The sequence below is a fragment of the Nocardia sputi genome, from assembly GCF_023501985.1.
In genome coordinates this window covers 102580-127480 of sequence record NZ_JAMFLC010000016.1, presented here as the reverse complement: position 1 = coordinate 127480, position 24901 = coordinate 102580, and the positions used below count along the sequence as shown (strand labels likewise).

20 protein-coding genes and 5 pseudogenes are annotated in these 24901 nt (G+C 64.2%); 8 read left to right on the top strand and 17 right to left on the bottom strand.

What is annotated here, in order from left to right:
• Window positions 1–591: 591 nt before the first annotated feature.
• The gene (locus M8859_RS37695; RefSeq protein WP_372492929.1) at window positions 592–942 is read right to left on the bottom strand and encodes a carbohydrate-binding module family 14 protein; all 351 of its coding nucleotides are present in this window, start codon (window positions 940–942) and stop codon (window positions 592–594) included.
• Between the two features lie 760 nt (window positions 943–1702).
• Here M8859_RS37695 and M8859_RS21475 point away from each other — a divergent pair.
• Complete coding sequence (locus M8859_RS21475; RefSeq protein WP_249644774.1) at window positions 1703–3190, top strand: hypothetical protein; 1488 nt, start codon at window positions 1703–1705, stop codon at window positions 3188–3190.
• Between the two features lie 580 nt (window positions 3191–3770).
• On the opposite strand, the gene M8859_RS21470 is transcribed toward M8859_RS21475, so the two are convergent.
• The 4 genes from M8859_RS21470 to amcB form a co-directional block, all read right to left on the bottom strand.
• Window positions 3771–4775: a hypothetical protein gene (locus M8859_RS21470; RefSeq protein WP_249644773.1), complete on the bottom strand. Its 1005-nt coding sequence runs from the start codon at window positions 4773–4775 to the stop codon at window positions 3771–3773.
• A gap of 142 nt (window positions 4776–4917) precedes the next feature.
• Window positions 4918–5271 carry a transposase gene (locus M8859_RS21465; RefSeq protein WP_372492928.1) on the bottom strand — a complete coding sequence of 118 codons (354 nt, stop codon included), beginning with the start codon at window positions 5269–5271 and terminating at the stop codon, window positions 4918–4920.
• A gap of 462 nt (window positions 5272–5733) precedes the next feature.
• The gene (locus tag M8859_RS21460) at window positions 5734–5877 is read right to left on the bottom strand and encodes a hypothetical protein (protein WP_195070771.1); all 144 of its coding nucleotides are present in this window, start codon (window positions 5875–5877) and stop codon (window positions 5734–5736) included.
• The gene (gene amcB, locus M8859_RS21455) at window positions 5855–7015 is read right to left on the bottom strand and encodes a cyclophane-forming radical SAM peptide maturase AmcB (RefSeq protein WP_249644772.1); all 1161 of its coding nucleotides are present in this window, start codon (window positions 7013–7015) and stop codon (window positions 5855–5857) included. Before amcB ends, M8859_RS21460 begins: the two co-directional genes overlap by 23 nt.
• Before the next feature lie 250 nt (window positions 7016–7265).
• Here amcB and M8859_RS21450 point away from each other — a divergent pair, with 250 nt between their 5' ends.
• The gene (locus tag M8859_RS21450; RefSeq protein ID WP_249644771.1) at window positions 7266–8012 is read left to right on the top strand and encodes a HEAT repeat domain-containing protein; all 747 of its coding nucleotides are present in this window, start codon (window positions 7266–7268) and stop codon (window positions 8010–8012) included.
• 583 nt (window positions 8013–8595) lie between these two features.
• Here M8859_RS21450 and M8859_RS21445 read toward each other — a convergent pair.
• From M8859_RS21445 to M8859_RS21435, 3 genes are all read right to left on the bottom strand, one after another.
• Window positions 8596–10821: a hypothetical protein gene (locus tag M8859_RS21445; RefSeq protein ID WP_195070768.1), complete on the bottom strand. Its 2226-nt coding sequence runs from the start codon at window positions 10819–10821 to the stop codon at window positions 8596–8598.
• A gap of 595 nt (window positions 10822–11416) precedes the next feature.
• On the bottom strand, window positions 11417–11791 hold the full coding sequence (locus tag M8859_RS21440; RefSeq protein ID WP_195070767.1) for an Ig-like domain-containing protein: 375 nt from the start codon (window positions 11789–11791) through the stop codon (window positions 11417–11419).
• A 43-nt stretch (window positions 11792–11834) separates the two neighbouring features.
• Window positions 11835–12206 carry an FKBP-type peptidyl-prolyl cis-trans isomerase gene (locus M8859_RS21435; RefSeq protein ID WP_195070881.1) on the bottom strand — a complete coding sequence of 124 codons (372 nt, stop codon included), beginning with the start codon at window positions 12204–12206 and terminating at the stop codon, window positions 11835–11837.
• Window positions 12207–12737: 531 nt separating this feature from the next.
• Between M8859_RS21435 and M8859_RS21430 the strand changes: the two genes are divergently transcribed.
• The 5 genes and pseudogenes from M8859_RS21430 to M8859_RS21410 form a co-directional block, all read left to right on the top strand.
• Window positions 12738–13064, top strand: coding sequence for a hypothetical protein (locus tag M8859_RS21430; RefSeq protein WP_195139675.1), 327 nt, complete (start codon window positions 12738–12740; stop codon window positions 13062–13064).
• Window positions 13061–14164 (top strand): tyrosine-type recombinase/integrase, encoded by a 1104-nt coding sequence (locus M8859_RS21425; RefSeq protein ID WP_195070765.1) that lies wholly within the window; start codon window positions 13061–13063, stop codon window positions 14162–14164. Before M8859_RS21430 ends, M8859_RS21425 begins: the two co-directional genes overlap by 4 nt.
• Window positions 14165–14958: 794 nt before the next feature.
• Window positions 14959–16167 carry a cytochrome P450 family protein gene (locus M8859_RS21420; protein WP_159930974.1) on the top strand — a complete coding sequence of 403 codons (1209 nt, stop codon included), beginning with the start codon at window positions 14959–14961 and terminating at the stop codon, window positions 16165–16167.
• A gap of 1338 nt (window positions 16168–17505) precedes the next feature.
• Window positions 17506–17922 carry a phenolic acid decarboxylase gene (locus M8859_RS21415; RefSeq protein WP_159930973.1) on the top strand — a complete coding sequence of 139 codons (417 nt, stop codon included), beginning with the start codon at window positions 17506–17508 and terminating at the stop codon, window positions 17920–17922.
• 509 nt (window positions 17923–18431) lie between these two features.
• Window positions 18432–18668: pseudogene (locus M8859_RS21410) on the top strand (transposase); the annotation flags it as partial.
• Between the two features lie 40 nt (window positions 18669–18708).
• On the opposite strand, the gene M8859_RS21405 reads toward M8859_RS21410, so the two are convergent.
• Window positions 18709–19865, bottom strand: a protein-coding gene (locus M8859_RS21405; protein WP_195070763.1) for an IS3 family transposase whose coding sequence is annotated in 2 segments (ribosomal slippage) — window positions 18709–19586 and window positions 19586–19865 — 1158 coding nt in all. Because the reading frame shifts where the segments join, the coding sequence is not laid out codon by codon here.
• A 78-nt stretch (window positions 19866–19943) separates the two neighbouring features.
• On the opposite strand from M8859_RS21405, the pseudogene M8859_RS21400 reads away from it, so the two are divergent.
• Window positions 19944–20184: pseudogene (locus M8859_RS21400) on the top strand (transposase); the annotation flags it as partial.
• Window positions 20185–20288: 104 nt separating this feature from the next.
• Here M8859_RS21400 and M8859_RS36915 read toward each other — a convergent pair.
• The 8 genes and pseudogenes from M8859_RS36915 to M8859_RS21360 form a co-directional block, all read right to left on the bottom strand.
• Window positions 20289–20786, bottom strand: a pseudogene (locus M8859_RS36915) (integrase core domain-containing protein); the annotation flags it as partial.
• A 117-nt stretch (window positions 20787–20903) separates the two neighbouring features.
• Window positions 20904–21056: a hypothetical protein gene (locus M8859_RS21390; RefSeq protein ID WP_159930720.1), complete on the bottom strand. Its 153-nt coding sequence runs from the start codon at window positions 21054–21056 to the stop codon at window positions 20904–20906.
• A gap of 202 nt (window positions 21057–21258) precedes the next feature.
• Window positions 21259–21603: a hypothetical protein gene (locus tag M8859_RS21385; protein WP_249644770.1), complete on the bottom strand. Its 345-nt coding sequence runs from the start codon at window positions 21601–21603 to the stop codon at window positions 21259–21261.
• A 139-nt stretch (window positions 21604–21742) separates the two neighbouring features.
• The gene (locus M8859_RS21380) at window positions 21743–22129 is read right to left on the bottom strand and encodes a protein-tyrosine phosphatase family protein (RefSeq protein ID WP_249644769.1); all 387 of its coding nucleotides are present in this window, start codon (window positions 22127–22129) and stop codon (window positions 21743–21745) included.
• A 295-nt stretch (window positions 22130–22424) separates the two neighbouring features.
• Window positions 22425–22739, bottom strand: a pseudogene (locus M8859_RS37300) (Tn3 family transposase); the annotation flags it as partial.
• Window positions 22735–23055, bottom strand: a pseudogene (locus M8859_RS21370) (Sir2 family NAD-dependent protein deacetylase); the annotation flags it as partial. The pseudogenes M8859_RS37300 and M8859_RS21370, both read right to left, overlap by 5 nt.
• Window positions 23056–23113: 58 nt before the next feature.
• Complete coding sequence (gene lexA, locus M8859_RS21365; protein WP_159930718.1) at window positions 23114–23776, bottom strand: transcriptional repressor LexA; 663 nt, start codon at window positions 23774–23776, stop codon at window positions 23114–23116.
• Window positions 23773–24771, bottom strand: a complete 999-nt coding sequence (locus tag M8859_RS21360) for a LysR family transcriptional regulator (protein WP_236565786.1) — start codon at window positions 24769–24771, stop codon at window positions 23773–23775. The genes lexA and M8859_RS21360 overlap by 4 nt, the downstream gene beginning before the upstream one ends.
• Window positions 24772–24901 lie beyond the last annotated feature (130 nt).

Here is a 24901-nt window from a genome sequence, read left to right as displayed (position 1 = left end):
CACCCTGCCCGGCCAGATCGACGTCCACGGCCACTGGGACAACCAGCGAAGCAGATACCGCCCCCTCCGCAGCGGCACCCAACCCGCCACCCAACGCCAGCTGGGCGCGATCCCTCTACAGCACTGGGCTACCCGTACCTCTGCGCAGCCAACTCCTCACCGCGATCCGCCGCGATGCCCACATCACCGGAGCGCGCGTCGGACTCCGGGAATCAGCACCGCCGACCCGGCGGTGCTGGAAATCGCGCAGAGCGACTGGGCAAGTGCCGGGAGGACTTCACGCCGGATGCGGTGAAGTGGGCCGATGCCCTGCGTATCGCCGCGTTATCGGGGGGTGCATCCTTGATCTCCAAAACGCTTACCCCACTGTTCGTTCTGCTCACCACTGAGCGGAGATCTCGAGCGTCGGGAACCGAGCCACCCAGTCCTTCAGCTCGGTCGAGCCACGCAGCTTCTGAACGAGAGCGCGACACGCCGCACCGCCCCCTGCGAAGCCGGGCGCAATACCTGGAACGAGATGTTCAGCCTCGACTTCCCTGGCCATCAGAACAAGCCGGGGCGTGCTCGCATGGTTTCGGCCTGGTGGCGGGGTTAAGACCGATGCCGGGCCGAGCCTTGGCCGGATTGGTATTCGTCAGCCACCGCCCCCGCGCTGGACGGCCAGTCGCAGTACTGGCCATTCCGGTTCCAATGCAGGCCGGACGGACACGATTGAACGGTCGCGATGTTGTTCGAGCACTCAACGTACCTCGTCACGTCCTCTGGGTGCGGGAAGAGGCCGTCGGGCTGGGGACAGCTGAAGGCGGCGACGTCGAGTCCAACGCCCTCCGCGCCGGCCGAGGACCCGGCGGCGAGCGTGAGACCGGAACCGAGCAGCAGCGCACCGGCGGACAGAGCGAGGATACGGGCGAGTCGCACGGTCGTCTCCTTCAGCTGAAGCATACAGAACGTTGCAGCGCAACCTACCACCATCACGACCCGGTGACGCCGAAATTCGTCTGTACCAACATCTTCGGATCACCAGTGACGTTCAGACCCACCTGTAAGTGGTGTCGTAGATGACCTGTAGAAGATGACCTGTAGAACCACCCAGGCGCTCGGATGGCCTCTGTAAGCCAGGCGGACTTGCGTCAGGAAATTCAGCGAAGGGCCTCGCCTTGACGCTGTTAGCCTCGCTTCGAACGTGGTGTTGGAGTGTACCCCAACACGACGTTCAGTTGCCTCGGCCGATCGACGTGAAACATCCGACGTGAGCGCGGCTGCCCGGCGGGCGGGCAAATATCGGGGCGGGCCCGGAGGGAAGCGGCCGGGGTGCTGCGGGCGCCGAAGTCGCGCACCGGCGCATCGGACTTCCCGTCAGATGGAGTGCGCCCCCTCACAGATCGATGGTGTGGGAGGCGTGGGCTGCTCGTTGGTACACTGTCGGCCAGCGATCCATAACATAAAACATGTTGCAGGACAAGCTGGTTGGCGAAACTCCATTGTTTTTGGGTGGTAGGGTCGCGCGGTGGCACGGGGGTCGGCGGACTGGCTTCGCAGGATGGGTGACAGGCTCAGGGCTCTTGCGCCGGGCATGGGTTCGGCAGCTGAGCAGCCGTCTCGGGGGGCCGCAAAGGGTGTAGAGAAGTTTGTCGAGACAGTGGTCGGCAAGGACCGTGAAGGGCGAGTTCCGCTCGAGCGAGCCGCGTCCGGGTTCGCGCGTGTGGAGGTCACTGATCGCCCCACCCCCGAGGTGGGCGACGGTGTGCCGGGGGTGGTGTCGAAGCAGCCGTCGCTGGCGGCCCGGCTCGCCCCATTGGGGGAGAACGTGTCACGAGAGGCCCTCATCACCGGTAGCACCGCGATGAACCTCGCCTTCGGAACTCCGATCCGCTTCTCGCACCACCTCGACGTGAAGGTGTCCGAGGCCGCGTACCGGTATATGCGGGACCAACCCGGCTGGTCGGAACACCGATTCTCCGACGGAATTACAGCGTTGAGAAACGGCGACCTCGAGGTCATGCACCAGCGCAAATACGAGCCCTCGCATGGCGAGTTGGCCCGCCGTGCGTGGCGCACACCGGAAGGGATCTGGGTCGCCAGCCTTCCCGACGTCTACGCGCTCAAGGACGAACGCAGGCTCAGCAAGGATGTCAAGGACCTCAAGCTGATGCGGGCCCGGCTGCTCGACCCGACTCAGCCCCCGCTGGAAGCGCACGTGATGCAACGCGAAATCGACGCCGTACGGTCCTTCCTGCCGGAGCAAGCCCTCAACCACCCCGATGCCGATACCGCGGTCCGGCTGGCCGCCAACGGTAAACACATCACCTCCACCCTCTACGGCGACCCCGACATCGGACGAGCCAACACGCTCTTCGGCGAGCTCGAACGTTTCGAATATCAAGCCCCGGCCACCTACCACAATGGATTCGACCTCGACCACGATGGGCGCCTGCTGCAAAAACACTTGGACAACATCGGCGCCCAACCCCACGAACGACTCGACGCCGCGGTGGCCGACACCTATAGCGACGCCAACTACGGCGACGGCCGCAAAAAGAACAACCCCGACGGCTACGACGAACTACGCTCCGGCGAGCTGGCCCGCGCCCACGCCCTGGCCCTGGACTACGACCCCGGGCGCGCCGACCGCATCCACGACATGATCCTGGGCACCGCCTTCGACGAACAAACCAAAGCCCAAGCCGGCAAAAACGACCCCGATCCCCTCGTCCAAGCCATCGCCGGGGTCGATCTGCAAACCTTGGCCGAACCGCACTCCCTGGAAGGCACCTTAGACCTGGCCCCCGAAGACCTCTCCTCGGCACGCCACTCCCCCGACCGCATCCTCGGCCGCACCATGATCGAAAACAATGAGCGCATCCGATTCACCGAGGAAGGCATCCGCCACATCGACGGATACGCCAACTACCGGCCGATGATCGACGGCCGGGTCGCCGACCTCACCGTCATGGACGCCTTCGCCAACCGCGCCGCTGGCGACGCAGGCTTCCGCGACCCCGTCAAAGGCCACCAATACCCGCCCACCTGGACCCTCGACAACCCCCAGATGCGCGCCGAACACACCCAGACAGCACGTGAAATAGCCCAAAAGCTCGCCGACCGCGACATCACCGCCACCCAAGCCCACCACATGGCCAAACAACACGGCCAAGCCATGCAAGAAAAATACGGATCAGCAGCAGACTGAAAACAGGCCCCGGGCCCCGTGAAAACGGCCGCAAGTCGTGAACCCGGGACGCTGGTACCGCCCGGGCTGTTGCCGACACCGACCAAGGGCCCGCACCCACGGCACGGTATACGTCACCCACCACACCTCGGCACCGGACGTTGCGCGGAGATCGCCTGGAGCGCCTGCTTCGGGAGCCTCATCGTCTTGTGTGCGGATCCATCGGTATCGACGTCAACGCTACCCGAATCTGTTCGTCTACCGAGGTCGCTCTCGGGATGGCCGCGAACCCAACCCGGTGGGCGGTGTCCGTTCGCTTTCGTAGGCGGATCCGGGACACAATACCGTCGAGCCGTCGTCGGCGTACCCGTATTCTTCGTCGTACCGCCGCAGCGTCGCATGTCGCGCATGCGTCGCGTGATTTGAGCCGCCGCAGTGTCGGCAGCGTTCTCGGTTGGCGTTGAATTCATATCCGGACCGGTTGCTGGAGTTGTCGAGCTGCGCGTCAACGAGTTCACTGATTTCGTCGACGATGTCGCGCCGGGTCTCCGTCGCGAATCGATTGTCTCGGGCGCGTCAAAAGTTGTAATCGGAGCGGCGTCTACTCCTCCGCACCCGTATTAGGTTGAGCGGTTTCAAGAATCTCGGGCGGAATGCTCGACCACTCGTCGAAGTTCGCGAACGCCGCGGAGGACCAGCGGTTGTGAGCATAGGACCACTCCCCCGCTTGAATCCTTTCGTGCACGGTTTTCCCACTGTTACCCAGATCGATCGCGGGCGGCAGCGACTGCGGCAGAGACCGCCCAGTGACAAGCGTCGGGATAACAACTTCAGCCACGTGACGGTGCAGGTAACTCAATTCGACCATCGGACCGACCATCGTTGGGCTGTCCGGACGTTCGACCATGACGGCCGAGTTGAGCTCCAGCATCACTGGCTCACCCGGCCGTGTGGTTGCCAGCACTGTCCCGGGCTCCAGGTTCTGAAATTCAAGGCTGACATTGACCATCGGCGCGTCTCCGCGCTTGAATATTGTCCGTGCTGCCGCCATGCGGATGACGCGATGCTTATCGATGTTTGGATAGCGTTGCAGCAGCAACATCGGGTGTTCGTAGTCGACATTGACGCCCATCATGCGTCCCAGTAGCTCACTGATCGACGGGACGCGCGACGCCGTATCGATATACGGCTGCAGCTTCATCAGGCGATCGCCGAGTGTGGTTCCTGCCACCAACTCGGGGATGTGCTTCTTCACCGAGTCCTGCCACGAAGAGAACTTCGTAGCGTCGTCTTGAACCGGAACCTTGATCCTCGGCGAGTCCTTCTCGGGGATCGCCGAACCACGTTCTTCCTCCACGAGATAGAACGGCACATTCTCCATCGCGGCACGCAAGTGGTGGATTGCCTCGCTGAACAACATCGACGCCAACGGCGGGATCGGTCTAACGCCGATCACCACAGCCGCCAGTTCGCCGGACTCCTGGGCGATCTGCTCTATGCCGACCGGGCTGTTGAGAGACCAAGCCGCAGCCAACTCCCCAAGTTCCTGGGCCAGTAGGTCTACTCGGGCGAGACGCAATGCGATCGGGCCGAGTTCCTTCGGCAATCAGGCTGTTTGGTCAGAGGGGGCGGCACTGTCGGTCGTGACTCCGATCATCCCCCATTGGTGCGATAGATCGTGGCGTGTCTCACTGCCACTGAGTTGATTTGCCTTAGAGCATGTCTCACGTGGCTGATTTGGCGAGGTTCTAGTAGCAGGTCAGTGCCGCAGCGAGGGTGAGGAAGGCGAGGAAGTGGGTGGCCTTGCGGTCGTAGCGGATGTTGAGGCGGTGATAGCCGGTCAGCCAGGAAATCGTGCGCTCGATTATCCACCGGTGACGGCCGAGGCGCTGGAAGGATTCGATGCCTTTGCGGGTGATGTGGACGCCGATCGCGCGGTTTCGCACCCATTGCCGCAGTTCGGCGGTGTCGTATGCCTTGTCGGCGTGCAGCTTGCCGGGTTTGCGTCGGCGCGGTGCTCGCCACCAGCATCTCTCTGTCCGCGGCCGCGTCTGCGGACACCGGCACACCTGTGCCGCAGGAAACGAATTCGGTTGGTACACCGGTTAGTTGCGATCCGCGCAACTTCAGCATTCTGGCCTGCTTGCTGAGCGGTTCCGCTTCGGGGTCGGCGAGGTGACCGGTCGCGCTACGCACTGAAGCTACCTCAGGAGGTGCGCAACCGAGCTGGAGATAGCACGCAGATGCAAACGCCGCGGTTCGAGCAGCCGATCTCCACGGCATCGCCTACCCGGCCCGCCAGCACCCCATGTTGGCCAAACGCCCGGTCAAACCACCGCCCATTTGCAGTCCGTCTTCATGGCATGGTCAGCCCATGTCTTCGCGTCGTCCGCGAGCGATTGGTCCCATCACAGTTCCGGAGCGTCGTACCGCCGCCGGTAGTCGTTGTGCAACTGCTCCTCGAACAGCGAGACCCGGCCGGGGTTGTCCGGCCGGGTCTCGATTCTGTGCAGGGATGTCGAGCAACCCCTCAGCCGGCCGGTCAGGGCTGGCTGTTCGTCAGTTCACCAGCCGAAGATGCCGGCGCTGTCGTAGCGTTCGCCGGCTTGTGCCGATGCTTGGGTGAGTGCGTCGCGGCTGGCCTCGATCCGCTCGGTGAGCGTGACGGTGGACTCAACGTCTTTCTCAAGTGCGGGTGTGTTCGGCATGGCGCAGAATTCCTTCCATGAGGTCGATCTTGCTGGTACGGCAGTACGCCGTTTCGGTGGTGTCCAGGCGGCCGGTCTCGAAGTACTTGTTGGCCACCTGGCCGCCGCGGCAGTAGGAGAAGTGCTCGCACTGCTTACGACAGTTCGCGATACCGGTCAGAGCTTCGGCGACCCAGGCCACCTCGTCCGCGCGAACCGCCAGGACGGTCAACGGTGTCTCCAAGACGTTACCGGCGGTGAATTCGCCGTGCTGGGGTGAGCGGAACCCGGCCAGTTCCGCGCCTATGGGCAGGTAATAGCCGTCCCAGGTCACCAGGGGCAGGGGTCGGATCGGGTGCTCGGCGCGCTGCGGGGCGGCTCCGGAGAGCTCTTCGCGGATATAGGTGTAGGCATGGTCGAGCTCCCTGACGTGGATGCGCGGGTCGGCCTGCCAGCAGGCCGCCAGTTCCTGCCAGAAAGCCACGACCCCGGTCTGCGGTTCTTGCCCGCCGATGTAGACGCCCTTCTTCTCGGCCAGGTTCACGCCGAGGTTTTCGCACCCGAGCTCGCAGGCGAACCGGTACAGCCGGCCGGCCGACCCCGGCGACAAGTCGGATACGACGGCGATCATGCTGAAGCTGATACCCGCACGGCGCAGGGTGTCGATTCCGCGCATGGCCCGCGCGGCACTCGGGCGCCCCGACCAGTCCAGCCGCGAGTCGTTGACTTCGTCGGGGCCATCGATACTTACCGTGACTCGGACCGGGACATCGGCGAACACTTCGCACCACGTCTCGTCGATACGCGTGGCGTTGGTTTGCACCGCATGAGTGATCGGATGGGCCGCACCGGACCCGAACGGTTCCACCAGGGCGCGGAAGTAGTCCGGGTCCACCGCGAGCGGTTCACCACCGTGCCACACCATGGTCACCGGGTGCTGTTCGGACCACTGTCCGACGCCGACGGCCACGGCTTCGGCGACCTCCACACGCATACGCTTCGACTGCTTCCTGTCCGGCAGGTAGCAGTAGGTGCAGTTGAGGTTGCACAATGTTGTCGGCTGCATCAACACCGCCGAGGCCGACCCGGCCAGCCTCACCTCACTCGTCCGCACAGCAGCCGCACTCGACACGATAGGGTCGCGCTGACGCTCGGTCACCAGCGAAGGGTATCAGCCCATCCCGGCGGACATATTCTATTGAGGCGCAGAAGATTTAGATCCACAGACCCTGGGGGCTGTTCCGGTCCGGTTCTGTGACTCCGGTGGTCACATCGTCTACACCCCATCGGTCGCCCCGGATTGCGAGCACCCGACGCCACGGTCGACCTGACCCGCAGATCAGCTGGCCAGATCCAGCAGTTAACCGGACGGGTCCTCCTCTCCACCATCGGGTCACTAGGCTCGACCTATGGCCCTGATGGTGCATCTGACGCCGGAGAAGAACGCGCGGCGTATCCGCCGTGCGGGCATCGCGGCGAACGGCTTCCGTCGCGGAGTGTTCTGTATGCCGGTGATGCCGTCTTACGTGCTGTCGCATCAATGGTTGCGCGAATTGCGCCGCGGCGGACAGCGGCTGATCGTCGCGGTGGACTTCCGGATTCCCGACGACGAACCGGTCCTCGTCGGACACTACGGTGCAACGCAGACAGAATTGACTGCCGCTGAGGCCGTTTCGGTCATTCTTCACGCCGGGGACGCACGAGGGTATGAGATCCTGGTGCCTCGCGCGATCGCATCTGTCGAACTACGTCGGATCCGGCCTGTGCGGCAGGTAACGGGGTGGCGGTATCACCCGAACGCGCACGGTCGGCGGCCCTGCGCGTGTCCGGCGTGCTTGGGGCGCGGTGAATTCAAGGCCACTGACATTCGTCGCCGGTTCGCCACAGACGAGCCGGAGTTGACCAAACCGCAACTGCTGGCCCGAGTGCGTGAGGCGGACCACGACGATGATCTGATCGACGCTCTCTACGGGCTGGCTCGAAGGAGTCGCGGCGACGTCGTTGATGTCGCACACCTGATCGATCACCCCAACCCGGAAGTCCGTTGCGGCCTTGCATCCGCCTTACGCCGGTACCGCGGCAGCGACGCGCGCGCACTGCTGGCACGGTTGGCCGCAGATCCTGATTCCGACGTGCGCGACGCGGCGACCCAGTGACGGCTACCACGGGGCGGACTTGTTCTCCTACCGGAGAATCAGCGAGTCGGCAACGTGCAGAGTCAGCAGCACGTTCCTGGTTCAGATATGGCGAGACTGCTGGAGGCTGCCAGCCCAGCGATGCCCGGGATTCGTCGGCGTGCTCGTTGAAGCCCCTCGGCTGCGTTCGCGAGACCACGGGGGACTGCGAACAAGCTCCACCATCCCTGAGCGATCACGTCGGTGATTCGAGGCCAGCTGATCGGCTATGGAGGTGGCTGGTGGTGTTTGCCTGGCCGTTGGGCCGGTTGCGCGGGGGGCGGAACCTCGTCGAGTTCGTTCCCTGCCCGCGGGGCCGAGGATTTCTATGTGTTCAGGTCCTACAGCCACGCGGCGTACGAGGAGCAAGCAGAGGCGAGACCACGCCGTGGTTCGTTCCTAGCCACAACAGAGCGAACTGCTGCGAACCAACCGGACCGTTCCAGACGCGCGGCTGCGGCGCCGCCGCCACGCGATAAGGAAGGTTGTCGCCGCTGCCAGGAGTTCCCCTCGACAACCGGTGAGCTCAGGCCCGCACTACACCGGTCGACAGCCATCCCGATAATCAGGACGGCGGCTCTTCCTCATCTTCGCGAACCATTTTCAGTGTTTCGTACAGCGGGCTTTCCGGCCCGATCCCGAGGGCGAAGACATCGCTGTAGTTCGCGGGCGCAGGTAAGGAGGGGTGGGCGGCGAACTGGTCGGCCAGTGCTGCGAACATTGCGTCGACGAGGCTGGGCGCGAACTCGAGTGTGGGAAGCGAGCAGTAGGCGACGACCCATGTTGGCAGCATCAATGCCTGGCCGAGCCATCTCAGTTGATCGGGCAGGTAGACGGTGAGGATCGGTGGATCGAATTCCTTCATCGTCGGCCAAACGTCCACTGCCTGTTCGGCCTGCTGGATGAGGAAAACGATGGCCTCGGTGCGAAGTCGTAGCATGCCGCGTTTGATGGCGTGGCTCGGGTCGGCAGCGAATGCCGCCGCATCGAGCGGTCGGCAGTCGATGACGACGCGCTGCGAGTCCCAGCGATCCGAGAACCAGCGCCGGATCTCACGGTTCCACTCCAATGCGGCCAGCAGATCCGTGTCCGCGGTCCAGCATCGGCTCAGATCAGGTACTCGGTCTACGACCTCCTGGACGTCCAGTGCGAACTCCGCAGGAGGATAGTCCCGGGCCAGACGTACCGGTGACCGCTGGTGCTTGCGCCCGTATCCTGGCAATGCCCGGAAGGCCGCGCGATGCATCGCCCAGCCCAGCGGGTGGTTGGTCGGTGGTGCGATAGTGATGAGCTGATCGGTGAACAGGTCGTCTGCGATGCGATTGACTGTGTCGACATCGCGAAGGAGGCCGACCAGCAACCGCAACGTGCATACAGCCGCGAACACGTCGACAAGCAAGCGCGGGACGCTCGGCACGTCGATCACGAGAGTGTTCGGCGGGAACTCGGGTGTTCGCCGCCCTGCCCGGTCCTGTAGCAGTCGCCGTGCCGCGAATTCCTGGTCGACCGCCGTCAAGCTGGAGACCGTGAGATCCGCGACAACACGGCCGCGGAGGAAGTCGGATCGATCCCGGAGATATTGCGTGAGTTCCGCCTCGCGCCTGCACCAGAGGCTGCCACCGTATCTGCTCGAACGTACGCGGGCGATCACCGGCGCCGCCGCGAAGAGGCGCCACACCATCCCGCTGTTGGTTTCACCCGCTGGGACTGTCACCGCATCGATGGAGACGTGGGCAGCGCCCCATAGACCGAGCGTCAGCAGCGTCGGTTTCACATCGCCGGATCTGTGGCTGATCGCGAGCGAGGGACGCGGCCACCACGGAGCGACAGCGCTGAATGCGAAGAGGACGATGTCTGCCAGCCGGACGTCTTGCCACGGATGCGATATCGCTTCCTCCAGCCATGCCAGAGCCCGCAATCCCAAAGCGCAGCGCCGCAGGACACACAACCCGAGGGCGTTCACGGGACCGTCTCTGGTGGCTACGAGACCCACTGCGGCCAGAAGGGGCGGACAGACCAGAAGCTCTGCCACTAGGTGTATGGCCTCGCGCAGGGCTTCACGCTCCCATGCATGGGCCAACCAGAACCAGTGGTCCCGCCACCAAAGGGGCTGCCCCTGTTGAGTGGGGACGAGACTTGGTTGCAGGTCGTGCCATTGCGCCGCATACCAGGCCTCGATGGCGCGGGCGAGGTCGATTTGCGGCTGGTCGACCCACTCCACGATCTCCAGAACTTGCTCGATCCGTTGCAGGGTCTCCTGGTAGAGCAGATCGGCGTCGGTTGTTTCGGCGAACAGCAGGCCCGAAAGTGCGCTACCAGTGATCGAACTCAGCCAGGCTCGAACGAATTCCGCCTGTAGCATCCGCTGCGTCGGACGTCCATCCTGCTGCGGCTCATCGTCTCGAAGGAGCGGAATCAGCCGATCGAGGCATTCCGCCCGCCGGTAGTCGAGCGGCTCTGCTTCAGCGACCACGTCGTCGAGGGCGGCGGAGTTCGATGTCCGGCCGAGGTCGACCGGAACCATGCCCGTTCGCTCGGCCTCCAGTAGCGGCCAGTCGTCCAGGGGGCCGCGCTGACTCCAGGTTTGTATCGCGAAGCCGATCGTGGAGTACCGGATCCCTTGTGCTACCCAGTAATCGTGCGGCCACGGCTCGTGCCACATCACGTCGGTTCCGTCGTTCACCCGCCGTTCGAGTGAGGCCCACCAGGAGTCCCAGATCTGCGGATCGATGTCGTGTACCGCCTGACGAAACCAGGCGCACGCACCGGCTGAGACATTAGGCGGCAACACGTGCGCAACCGGAAAGCCGCACGGCTACAACACTATTCATGGCCCAATCATAAGAGCGACTCGGCGAATGCCTTCGGTTATCCGACAACACCGTCCTTCCTGTGGTGAGCTTCGGGGTCCCGTCATCCCGGATTCGCTACGTTCAGCATGAGTCGCCGCTGCCGTCCAGGCCGTTCGTTCAGCGGGTTGGGCCTTGGGCGGGTGCGGCGGAGCCCGCCGAATGCGCAAGCTCGAGTGGGCAGCGGGTGGGGGCCGTAGACCGAGATTGTTCAGCCGAACAGGCAGCCTCGACGTGAACGTCACCGTGCGGATTTCTCATACACGTCGACCGCTTTCCGGTTGGCCCTGAGACTCCGTCGGCGGCCAGGGCGGGGCGGCGATGGTGGACGTGATGGTGACGACGGTCCCTGGGAGTGTCACTTTGGTTGTCGGCTACCGAGCTGGCCGATAGGCGGTATCGGTGTGATCGTTCATCGACGCGCTGCCGAGGCAGGAGTAGTGATCCGATCCTTCGAGTCGGCGGCTCGAGACCATATCGCCGTTTTACAATGCCGGGTCTCTGGCATCCGGTCCGGCCACTGTCGGAGAGTCGTGTTCATGGGTGGGTGGGCGCCACCGCGAAGCCAGTCGGTCCACCGTTGGTGCAGGTTGTCGTCGCGGTGACGTCGCCGTTTTCTCCGTGAGCGACCGCTGTGGCGGTGTAGGTGTGTCCGTAGCCGAGTGGTTCGGTGCTCGTCCAGGTTCGCTGGTCGGGTGCCGCTGCGCCCGGCAGCGATCTACCCGTTTCATCGATCCATTCGACCGACCGCAGCGTCCCGTCGGTGACGGTGATCGTGCCGGGGTGGCGCGCTTCGACATCGTGGGTGCCGGGTGGGGGATCGAATCGGATGGTGGCGGGTTCGGGTGGCGGCGCGAGGCCCGCTCGCGCCGGCCTGGGCCGCCAACTGGGCCACCAGCTCGGATACAACATTCGGACGGCCTGTCTGCCGCCTCGGCCGAGGCGGCAGACAGGTTCAGGTCGCGATCAAGTCGATCACGAAGACGAGCGTCTCCCCCGGCACGACGGTGTCCGCTGCGCCTCGGTCGCCGTATGCGAGGTGGGGCGGGATGATCAGCTTCCTGCGACCGCCGACTCGCATGCCTCGCACACCCTCGTCCCAGCCCTTGATGACCTGCCCGGCGCCCAGTGTGAATGCGAACGGTTCGGCGCGCTCCCAGCTCGAATCGAACTCCTTTCCGGTGGAGAACGTGACGCCCACGTAGTGGACTTCGACGAAATCGCCCCGTTCGGCCTGCGGACCGTCGCCGTCCCAGATCTCCACGATCACCAATTCGCTCGGCGGCGGGCCAGCGGGGATCTCGATCTCCGGCTTCCGCCGTTTCACTACACCGCGCTCGCCGGGACGACCCAGGAGCCGGGTGATCCACCGCTGCCAGGACTTCTGCTTCATCTCTTCGTCGGACACCGCAACATCATGCCCCAAAACCATTGCGCTGCACCTATTCTGACCTACGGTGCGGTTGATGGAGTGATGGGCCCTGCTGCTACGGCCGCAAGGCCACACACTTCCTCGCCTTCCTCACCCGAGCCGCAGCGCTGACCTGTTACAAGAAACTCGCGAAATCATCCACATGAGACACGGTCTAAGTCCGGTTAGGGCACATTTCCGTAGCGATCTCGCAACCTGGCAGGTGCTCTACAACCGTTCTGGCACCTTCCGCCGTCAGGCCGCACCATGCCTGCAGCCAGCCCGGGTGCGGGCGTGGTGAACCACATCTTGGCGCCGGTACTTCCCGGACGAGGTCCTGTTGCCAAGGTTGCCGGATACGCACACGTCCACAACGACCGTCCTGTCACGACGCTGTATCAGCGTCCATCTCAGCGGGAACCGCAGTGGCTTTGCAGCGTGCGGCGCGTGGACGCCAGAGGCAGAGTGATCGATCGGGCACTGCTCCCCACGCTGGGTTGGTGCCCCGGCGTGCGCCTCGGCTTCCGGTTGGAGGGCAACGTTGTCGTCGTCGGGCGCTTCGGCGAACCGGAACTATGGATCACGCCTGCTGGCGACCTCCGGCTTCCAGCTCAATTCCGCCGCAAAGTCGGCGTACACACCGCTGATCGGATCCTCCTCGCCGCAGATCCGTCCGAAGGCGTCCTTCTGATGTTCACCTCCGACGCTGTCGACGCCATGGTTGCGCGTGAACGGCAAGCACAGGCAACAACTTCCTCAGAGGTGGTCCAATGACAATGTCGGCATCGAACGTCGAAGTGCAGACCGCGCAGGTGCTTCTCGAAAAGCTGGGAGTGACCCTAGAGGACCTCATCGCCGCCCAGTCGAAGCGGCCAATGCCAACCTTCGCCGAGTATGTGCCGATCGTATATGCGGCCATACCTCCGAATAGAACCCGTGATTTATACAGTAGCTATTGGAACCGAATCGTCGAGATGTGGCCGAGTCGCCGACTCGACGAACCGACTACCACTGAACTCAAACAACTCATTGCGACACTCCAGAAGCAACGCGATATCAGGCGTAGCGACCGTGGTGGAATCGGCGTCGCCCAGACAACTACGAACGCATTGCGCTGCCTCTACCGTCGCGCGGTCGATGACAATTTGATCCGGCCCACCGGCAATCCCGCGGCCAGACTGGTCAAGCCTCGACGGCGCCCATCTCGCCGTGGAGCGATACCGACCGGCCGTCTCGCTGAAATCAACCGGGTTGCAGCCGAGTATGGCGATGACCCGGAACTCACCACCCTCATCCTTCGATTGTGCACAGAAACCGCATGTCGGCGGGCCGGCATCCTGGCACTTAGGAAGCAGGATCTGGACGAGCACCAATGCCTGATCCTACTGCGTGAAAAAGGCAACACCGAGCGGTGGCAACCCGTGTCGCCGACACTCATGCGCGCACTTGTGGACCATTACGATTCACGCGTACAGCCTCGAGATCCCACCAATCTCCTAGCGCAAAACGGCAGGCCGATTCCCGTTAACGCCCACGAAAGACTCCTGCGCTACCGAAACGGCGATCCGATCAGCACAATGCGCTTCACCACCATTTGGAGTCAGATCGGCAAGCAGCTGCCGTGGGTCAAGCAGCAAGGAATCACCTGCCACTGGCTGCGCCACACCACCTTGACATGGGTAGAGCGCAATTTCGGCCACGCCGTCGCGAAGGCATATGCCGGACACGCCAGCAACCACTCCGACAATGTCACCTTGATCTATACCCGCGCGACCATCGAAGAGGTGGCCTACGCGCTGTCAGTCCTGACCGGGGAGCCACACCCTCTCGCTCACAAACCCCCATCTGCGCCCCCGGAGAAAAACCTGTCATGAACCCGGCCGCATCAACGGAATCGGCTTCCAGCTCGAGGCAACATCCTCCGTCCAACAGAGACAGGTACCGCCGCAGTCTACTGTCGCTACTTCCGCGCACCCGTCGCCCAGAGGCTCTGGATCCGGATGAGCTTTCTCGCCGCCTCACGGCGGTGAAGGCGTGTCTGCCAGCTCTGCAAGATCCGGCGCTGTACGAGGGAATCGACGAAAGCGAGCTCAACGCCGAGCAAAGACTGCATCGATGGATTCGGGCGCGGAGCCGGGTGGCTGCTGGACAACTTCGTTCCCGGACCTGCTCATGCGAAGCGACGACCTACGCGCGAGCCCGCTCTCGGGATCGCGGCGAGGCTCGACGCGCCTCGCGACCGCGTGCGCCCTCCCGGGGCTATGTCGGCTCGGCCGGCCCGCAGGCACCAGGGATTGCGAACTTCATCGCGGGGACTATAGTTCTGGACCGACCTGACGAAAGGCACGCGCGCATGAATCAGTATGTCGCTGAGGCGATTTCATGGACAACACCGCTCACCGCGATGGTCTGCGTCCACGATGAAACGCGCGATTCAATGCTACCCGTCGGCCTATCGACCCGTGCATGAACGCAGAAGAGAAAAGTCGTCGCCGATGCCGGCACCGAACAGGAGCCTGTTACTTCCAATCGGTGAACGTAATTCGAGTCTGTATCCGTCATCGCGATCCACGTCCTAACTCAATCCACTTGGAGCCACGTTTTGACCTCGCAGTCGTCCCCGGCCCACCCGACCGCCCCCCTCCACCAAGCACCCGAGCGGTTTCGGATGTACGACCCCGACTTCGCCGCCGACCCGCACCGTGCCTATGCTGAGATGCGGCGCCGTTATACTTCGCTAGTTCCGGTCGACCTGGCGCCGAAAGTACCGGCCACGCTGGTGATAAGCCACACGACCGCGGTGAAAATTCTCAACGATCCCGACCACTTCCCGTCAGATCCGCGACAATGGCAGCCCACCGTTCCGCAGGACACACCCGTCCTGGCGATGATGGCCTGGTTCCCCGCAGCGCGGTACAACAGCGGTGCCGCACACGACCGCTATCGAGGTGCCTCCGTAGCGAGCATCGACGGAGTCGACTTGTACAACATAAGCGCGCTGGTCGAGGACATCGCTATCCCGCTGATCAACAAGTTCTGTGGCCGCGGTTCAGCCGATCTGATGGCTGACTACGCATTCCATTTGGTCTTGGACGTCATCAACCGGATATGCGGTTGTCCGGCGGAGATCGGGGAACGGGTCGCAACCGGTATGGCGGCGCGTTTCGATCAGCGCAGCACGCTCACAGCTCAGCAGGGCATGACGATGATCAAAGACGCACTGATGGAGTTGATTGCGCTCAAGCGCGCAAACCCCGAACCTGACAAGGACGCAACCTCGCGACTGGTGACCCACCCCAGCGCGCTCGACAACATTGAGGTATTCGCTCAGCTGATGAGCTTTTATGGTGCCGGTTTCGAACTGGAACGCAATCTGATCACTAACACACTGTTGCGGATGCTCACCGACACTCGGTACGGGGCGTTCGGCGGTGACTACGGTCGGAGTTTGTCGACTATGACCGCCCTCGACGAGGTCTTGTTCATCGACCCGCCGATGGCGAACTTCTGCTTCAGATATCCGAGTCGACCGGTCATGGTCGACGGAATCTTTTTGGAGGCACACCAGCCGATCGTCGTCAGCCTCGCTGCCTGCAACAACGACCCTGCGATCCGCGTGGCCGCCGACCCCGGCGGCAGCCACATCGGCAACCGGGCACATGTGGCGTTTGGCGGCGGACCACACGGCTGCCCAGCAAAAACCTTGGCCTACGAGATCGCGCAGCATGCTATCGATCAGTTGTGCACCGCGGTGCCTGACATGACGCCAGCCGTGCCCGTAGATGAATTGGTCTGGCGGCCGGGACCCTTCCACCGGGCGCTGGAGGCATTTCCGGTCGTTTTCGAGCAACTGCCACCGATGCCTATCCCCCAGTGAAGTGATCTCACCAACTTTCGGCTGACGCGCCGGTATTCGAAGTGGGTGAGAACGAGTGCGGCTTCGACGACGGTGCCGATTCTTTCGGGGCTGCACGTGAAATGAGACGCAGGGCGCGCCAGCGGGCCGACGAGCACGGCGAAGCCGCGCTCGCACAGGGAGCGCAGCCCACGGAGCAGCGCGTTGTAGGTGCGGTTTCCCTGGGGGCGAGGGCTCGGCCATCGGCGGGTTGCTTGATCGGGGTGTGTATGCCGATCCCGGCACCTTCGTAGCCGCGCTCGGCCAGGGTCGGCAGGTCCAGATGTGCCGCTGCCCAGTACAACGCGGGTAGGACGTGGTCGCGGGCGGCGGCAACCAGGTCGTGCACCGAGGCGGGTCCGACGTCGGGGAACCCACAGCGGCAATCCGGTTGGCGCCGAGACGGCTTGGACGTTGCCACCGGGACTGTGGGCTTTGCCGGAGTACCACACGTCGATCTGCTCGCCTCTCACGCTGGTGGTCTTCTCGCCGCAGCGGTCGGCGCCGAAGACCTTCCCGTCCAAGGATCAGGTGCGTGAGACCTTCCTCGTGGGCACGGTACAGGGCTTCGTGCAGGTCGGGGGCTTGGGCCGCGAGGGCGGTGATGCCGTCGTGGTGGTAGCGGTCGGAGGTGGCACGGCTGATGCCGAATGCCGCGCCGAGCACCGCGATATCTTCGTGTTTGCGGAACCATGCCAACAGCATCAACACCTGTTTCCAGCAGGTCAGCGCCCGGCTGCCGCAGGGGTGCCGTGTGCTCGGCGTTGCGCGGCCAGTGTCTGGTCCTCTGGAGGTAGTGCGGGCGGAATTCGTCCGGTTCGCCGTGGCGGCGGGAGGTTGATGTGAGGGTGCCGAAGGCAGCCGGATCGGCGTGGGCGGATGCGCTGGCTGCGGTTGAGTGGGCCGTGGTCGTGGTCGCCGAGCGGTTCGCCGAACTTGGCGCGGTGACGCCGGGTGCGGTGGCGGTGGCCGCGAGTGGTGGTCGGCTTCTGGCTCCCGGTTGGCCACCGCGGCCGGAGCCGGCCCCGATGTTTCTGTCGTGATCCGGACGAGTCGGAATCTGTCGCCTACCTTGGTGAGATCACCTCAGTGAGCATCGAAGCCGCCGCCGGTCCTCTTCCGCGTGTGCGAATCGCGAGTTGCCAACACCGCAGCCATGCCCTGGAATCTTTTGTGCCACAATGCAACCGACACCGAAGCTTCGCTCAATCTACAACCAAGGTCTCCGGCCCTATGCGATGATGATCATCGAATATCGTTCGCAGGAACTCACTTGAAAGGGGGATCGGGATTGGCTTCACGGCCGACCCGGACTGTCGAATGCTGAAATCTATCGTCGGACAACGCTTGCACCTGTACTTGCCCAACGGTTGGGAATTCGACCCCTGGATCACTGGTGCCGGTTTTATCGACTACACGCTGACCGAGGGTCCTCACAAGGGGCGTCACGCCATCCAGAAACCTACGTACCGTCGACTGGCAGACAACGTCGAGTTTCTGGGCTGGTACGAGGAGACCGGTACCACCGTGACCCTCGTCTGGCACCTCGACAGCCAGGTAGTGGACCGGTTCGCGACGGTGCCTCGATGGCTGGCCGATGTCGACATGTCCATAAGCGCAGGTGACAATCAAGATCCTGAGTTCCGCGAGAAGATGGCGCAACTCGCTGCGGCCGGACCAGATATGCCGCGGCACATTTACGCGGACCACGGCCACTTCGAGCTCAGCAATAAATAAAACCGCACGAGACGGTGCAGATGCCGCAGCAGCCCGCCGCAGATGCCGGCCACCGTGATGTCGCCGGCTCGACCCCCGTCCCTGCGGTTGCGGCAATCGACGATGCCACAGGGTTTCCCTTCCCGGTGGCATCGTCGCCTCGAACGAGAACCCGAATGGTCTGCCAGCACTGCGAGTTCGCCACATCGACGGCGACATGGCCACGTTCACTGATATCGCGGGCATCGGACCAAACGGAGCGTTTCTCGTGCGTCCCGACCACTTCGTCGCATGGCGATCACCCGCCCCCCACCTCACCGGAAAACGCCATTCGGCAGTTGTTGGTTGTCGTCAGGTGTCGGGTGGCCGGAGGAGGTTGCACCTCCGGCCACCCTGACATGACGACGAAGTAAGTAAGAACCAGCGGGCTTAGACCGTGTCTTACGTGGTTGTAATTCGTTCGCTTTGCGCCGGAATGTGATGTGCTGCATGATGTTCGACTCGTGGTCGATGAGTTGTCGAGACTTCTGGTGCCGGACGAGTTGTGGGCCCTCGTCGAGCCGTTGCTTCCGGAGTTCACTGCGCGTCCGCAGGGTGGTGGCACCGCCCCGGTTGATGAGCGTGCGGTGTTCACCGCGGTGGTGTTCGTGCTGACCAGCGGTTGTGCGTGGCGGATGCTGCCGCCCTCGTTCGAGGTCACCGTGCCGACGGCGCATCGCCGGTTCAGTGTGTGGACCGAAGCCGGGCTGTGGCGGCGTCTGCACAGGGGACTGCCCCGGCTTTGGTTGACTCGCGGTGTTGATGGGTTCAGGCCGCGAGTGCGGTCTGGTTGATTGTCTCGAACTCGATTGGGGTGAGTTTGCCGAGTCCGCGTTGTCGCCGTTTGCGGTGGTAGGTTCTCTCGATCCAGGTCACGATCGCCAGACGCAGTTCGGCCCTGGTCGGCCAGCGTTGCCGGTCGAGGACATTGCGCTGGAGCAGAGCGAAGAACGACTCCATGGCAGCGTTGTCACCACATGCTCCGACCCTTCCCATGGAACCGCGTAAACCATTGCGCGACAGCAGGCTGACGAACTTTCGTGATCGGAATTGGCTGCCCCTATCGGAGTGCACGATTGTGCCGACCGGTGCCCGCACCGCGATGGCATTGCTCAAAGCGTTGACCGCCAGTGAGGCCTTCATGCGCGAGTCGATGCTGTAGCCGACGATCCTGTTGGAATAGCAGTCCTTGATCGCGCACAGATACAGCTTTCCCTCGCTGGTGGGGTGCTCGGTGATGTCGGTGAGCCATCGCTGGTCCGGCGCGGTCGCGGTGAACTCGCGTTGGACGAGGTCGTCGTGCACCGGCGGCCCGGCCTTGCGGTTCAACCCTCGTTTCTTGGCGAAGCTGCTCCAGATCCGCTGGATCGAGCAGAGTCTGGCCACCCTGTTCTCACCGGCGCTGATCCCGCGCGCGGGCAGTTCGTCGGCGATGAACCGATACCCGAATGCCGGGTCGTCGGCGTGGATGTCGTAGGCGGCGTTGATCAGGTGCGCGTCGTCCCGATCACGTTGCGATACAGGGTTTTTCTTCCACTTATAGAAAGCCTGTGGGGTGAAGCCCAATACCCGGCAGGTCACCGCGACGGGCACCTGCACAGGTGCGGTGTCGGCGGCGAGGTCGAGGACCAGCGGGTACATCATTTTGGGTTGACATCGCGCGACAGGTAGGCGACCGCGCGACGCATTACCTCGGCTTCCTGTTCGAGTTGCCGGATCCGTTTGCGGGCCTCCCGCAGCTCGGTGGACTCGTCCGGGGTGGCGCCAGGCCGGGCCCCGTCTTCGATGTCGGCCCGTTTCAGCCAGTTCTTCAGGCAACTCTGCGAGATGCCGAAATCCTTGGCGACCTGAGTCAACGGCGCTTCGCCCTTGCGGGCGACCGCGACTACGTCGCGACGGAACTCCTCAGGGAACGGCTTGGGCATGATGACGATCCTTCCACTGCGAAGACCGAAGTCATCACAGATCAGGAGTCAACCGAACCGGGGGCAGTCCCCAGCGTCGTGCTGGATGAGCTGGGCGGCGCAGGCTTGATCGACTGGTCGCGAGCGGTCATCGACGCGGCGAGTGTCCGGGTGAAAAAGGGGGACCTTTGACCGGCCCGAGCCCGGTTGATCGCGGCAAGCCCGGCTCGAAGATCCACGTGCTGTCCGACCGCGCGGAATCCCGCTGTCGGTGGGTATCTCGGCCGCCAACACCAACGACGCTGAAGCGCTGCGGCCTATGGTCAAAGCGATTCCTGCTATTGACTGGGCCCCGTTTTCAGGTCCACCGATCATGTGAGTTGTAGTGGTTGGTTGAACTCGGTCGGTGACCATTGCTGGCGGAATGCGGTGGGGGCTGAGGAAGCCCAGCGATCCGTGTGGCCGGTAGTTGTTGTACTCGAAGCGCCAGTCCTCGGCAAGGACCTGGACCTCGGTCAGAGAATGAAAGATCTCGCAGGTGAGGAATTCGTCGCGGAAGCGGCCGATGGACGATTCGCAAATCCCGTTCTGCCATGGCGGTCCTGGGTCGATGAACGGCGCATCGACCCCGGTGAACCGGCACCAGTCGGTCATCGCGTGTGCGGTCATCTCGGTGCCGTTGTCCATGCGGATGTGCTCGGGTTTGCGCCCGGTCGCCGCGATGATCTCGTCGAGCACGCCGATCGGCGCATCGGCGGTGCAGGACCGGAAAGCCTTGACGGCGAGGGCTTCCCGGGTGAACTCGTCGACGACGTTGGGGAACCGCACCTGCCGGCCGTCGACGGTGAGGTCGAACTGGAAATCCAACGCCCACATCTGATCCGGTCGCGACGCCCGCAGCCGTTGATGGCGGCCAGGGCCGATCCGGCGCTTCTTACGCACCCGGACGGGGCGTTTCAGCCCTTCCTCGCGCCAGAGCCGTTGCGTACGTTTTCGATTGACCACCAGGGCTTCGGCCCGGCACCAACCAGTCAAGATCCTGGCCTGGATCTACGAGGCCTACTCCCAGCCGCACACGACGTCGAACGGCATCGCCGCCAGCATGAAAATGGCGCGCTCCACGGTCGACCGCGCGATCCGCTGCGCGATCGAGCTGACCGGTTCACGGTAATCCGGGGCGGGGTCGCCCTCCGCGGGCGAGGTGCGGTTCAACGGTCCGCCGCATCTTCCCGACCCGGTGGCTCATGCAGGAGCTGAACCATTGGCTAGCCCATGCGTTGCAGGTCGGCACTCGCCAACAGTGCGCTGGAAAGGATCGAGTGCCTCGGGCGCAACGGTTCGGTCGATCCGTCGTCGCGCGTCAGCTCGAGCCTCCGCACCATGCACCGTTCATTTCGCGGGGAATGACGGCGGGTCATTCGTGGAGCCGGTGGTGCAGGTCGTCCAGGAGCTCGATCGCGGCGGTGAACGCCGGAATCGACTCGGTCGGAAATGAGTAGGCGGCCACCTTGGAGAGGTGAGCGGATTCGGGTAACGGATTGCCTGGATCAGCCGTCGCTTCGGGCAGGCCGCGGGTGACGCCTTCCCGCCGGGCCGCGACGTTGAGTGACTGCGTGGCCGCGCGCAGCAGGCTGTCGCCGGTCAGTTCTGAGATCCTGCCGACCGGGGCGGATCCGCCTTCGGCGATCAGGGCCTGCACCAGCCGGTGCCCGCTGGGTGTCGAGGACCGCAGGATCTGCGCCGCCACCGCGGGGTCCACTCCACACACTCTGCCTCCCCGATGTCCGGCGAGGTGTCGACAGGATCGAACTCAGTGGTGTCGGTACCGGAGAGCAGTACTGACTCAGAGTGTCTCACGTCGTGACATTTAGTTGGCCGGGTTTGTGGAGGCTTGTTTGTCAGTGGTCGGCTGAAGTCGTGAAGCGGTGAACGAAGCGGCGTTGCCAAGGTGTTTCGACAGCGCGCGGTGAATAGTGCGTGCGGATGTAGGCGACTGCCTCGTTTGCGGGGATGCCGTCGAGCACTGCGATGCATGCGAGTGCCGTGCCGGTTCGGCCGTGGCCGCCGTTGCAGGCCACCTCGACTCGCTCGGCGGCGGTTCGCTTCCACGCCTCCTGCAGTGCACCGTGGGCGTCGGTGCGATCTGAAGGCAACCAGAAGTCGGGCCACCGAATCCATCTGCTGGACCACGCCACGGCCGGAGGCTGTTTTCCGAGCAGGTACAATCCGAATTCAGGCACGGGACCGTCCGGCATCGGCCGACGAAGTGCTCGGCCGCGTATCATTCGGCCCGACGGCAGAACGAGCAGGCCAGGCGTCGAAGAGTCTCAGGTGACAGTCACGGGTACACCCTAGACTTCACTTTGTCGCTCTCACCTGCACCAGCCTTTTGTAGCAGGTCAGTGCGGCGGCGAGGGTGAGGAAGGCGCAGAAGTGGTTGGCGTAGCGCTCGTATCGGATGCTCAGGCGGTGGTAGCCGAACAGCCAGGCGATCGACCGTTCGATCACCCTTCTGTGCTTGTTGAGCTTCGTGCTGGACTCGATGCCTTTGCCAACGCCTGACACCACCGGCATCTGTTCCGACATGTCCAGGCTGTCCGCGCCCAGACCGCGCAAGAACCCGAGCTTGTCGACTTCGGCCTTCACCGCTTCCGCCGATGCTTCCACCGGTCCGGTCGACAGCCACCGCAACCGTGACATTCCGATCGACACGTCGGTGGCAAGCAACGCATCCAGCTCGGCACACCGTTCCGGCGTGAACTCATGCGCCAACCGGTCGTAGGTCTCGGACTGAGCCTGCTTGCGGGCGTGGGCGACGCGCTCCACCACCGTCACCGGACCCGGCCGGATCACCCGTGCCGAGATCAGACACTCACACGCCAGCCGGAACAACAACCTCCACATTCTGGGTGATCAGCCCGGTGACCACGCCCATCCGCTCCAGCCACGCCAGCGCGCGATGCCCGGGATTGGGGCGCGAGGCGTCCATGCGCCGCCAGCCCACATGGTTGCGCGCCCAGTACTGCTGCCTGAAGACCGGATCGCCGACGAACTGCTGGTAGGTCATCGGGTTGCGCGGCGGCGAGGACGGACCGCGATAGTCGGGGATACCGCTGTCGGTCGAGACCCCGGCACCGGTCAGCGCGACGACCCGGCGCCCGTCGAGCAAGCGCACCAGCTGCTCGAACCCGGCGCCGGAAGATGTCAGCATGCCGTTCAGGGTACGGCGGTCACCGCGGGCCGCATCGCGCCGTCACAGTTCGGCGAGGTCAGACCCGCCGCATCACCGACACGACCTTGCCGAGCACGACCGCCTCGTCGCCATCGATCACCTCATAGGCGGGGTTGCGCGGCTCCAGGTACACGTGACCGTTGCGCCGCCGGTACACCTTCACCGTCGCCTCGCCCTCGATCATCGCCGCCACGATCTCCCCGGAATGCGCCTCGTGCTGCCGGCGGACCACCACCAGATCACCGTCGCAGATGGCCGCGTCGATCATCGAATCACCACGCACCCGCAGGCCGAACACCGTGCCGCGCCCGACGAGCTCGCGCGGCAACGTCATCGTCTCGTCGGCATGCTCCTCGGCCGGAATCGGAGCGCCCGCGGCGATATCGCCGACCACCGGCACCGCCACCGAATCCTGCGCCGTCTCCCGCCGCGCGCCCGCCTGCAGGAACATCCGCACATCGATCGGCCGCGACACCGTCCGGCTGCGCCGCAGAAAACCCCGCTCCTCCAAGCTCTTCAGATGCTTGGACACCGACGACGTGGAGCGCAGACCCACCGCGTCACCGATCTCACGCGTATTCGGCGGATACCCGTGCCGCAGCACCCACTCCCGGATCGTGGCGAGAATCCGCTGCTGCCGCGGCGGCAACGTCGAGGTGTCGAGATGCTCGAAGGCGTCGAGCGGGTCGTATCCGGTCACCCGGGGAATGGTAGAGGCAGGGGCGGACACTCCGTGCCGGGCGCGGCGCCCGGCACGGCGAACAGCGCCCGATCGGCTTCGGGCACCCAGCAGGCGGCCGCGATATCCCGGTTGTAGTTCTGCGCGACGTGCTCGATCAACGGACGCAGCCCCGGATGCCGGTTGCCCGCCGACCACAGCAGCGCCAGCGGATACGCCGGAGTGGGATCGACGACCATCAGACGCCGCAGGTTGGGATGCCACGGCGTCTGGCCACCGTCTCCGCTGAAGGTCGTCAGCGACGACGAGTCCGCGATGCGTTCGACGAGCTGCGCCAAGTTCAGCATCGGTCCACTGGTGTCGACCGGAACCCCGCTGAACGCACTGAGATCTCGATAGAAATCCGCCCACTCCGACGGTGTGGCCGCCCCCGGCACCCACACCGGATGCCCGGCGATCTCCCGCAACGCGATCGTCGACCGGCCCGCCAACGGATGATCCTTACCCACCAGCAGATACAACGGCTCCAGATACGCGGGCGCGGCGACGATGTCGCCGGGCAACGTCACCGGTCCGCCGTACGCGCGGGCCAGGGCTGCGTCGACCAGGCCGCTGCGCAAGGCCTCCCGCGAGGTCGTGATCGCGTTCGAGATGACGATCTCGGTGTCGCAGCGCGGATGGCGCGCCAGATAGAACTCCATCAACTCGGTCGCGGCCGCCCGTTTCCCCAGCACCGCCACCCGCAACGGCCGCACCTGCGCACGAACGGCCCGCACCGCCTCCTCGGCGCCCGCCAGCAGTGACCGTGCGTACGGCAGCAATCGCGCACCGGCGCCGGTCGGCACGCTACTGCCGTGCCCGCGATCGAAAAGCTCCGCACCGAGCTGTGATTCGAGCTTCGCGATGCGCTTGGACACCGCCTGCTGACTGATCCCGAGCACAGCCGCGGCGTGGCCGAACTGCTCCTGCTCCACCACCGCGACGAACGCGCGCAGCGCCGCCAGATCCAGGTCCACCCGCCACCTCCATGAACAACCATCCGTTGTCCATATTTTCGTGTCTTTTGTTCGACTTCCGCGATCACCACTGCTTATATGGACCAGCAATAGCGATCAGCGAACACAACCTACAACCAGACGATGTTCG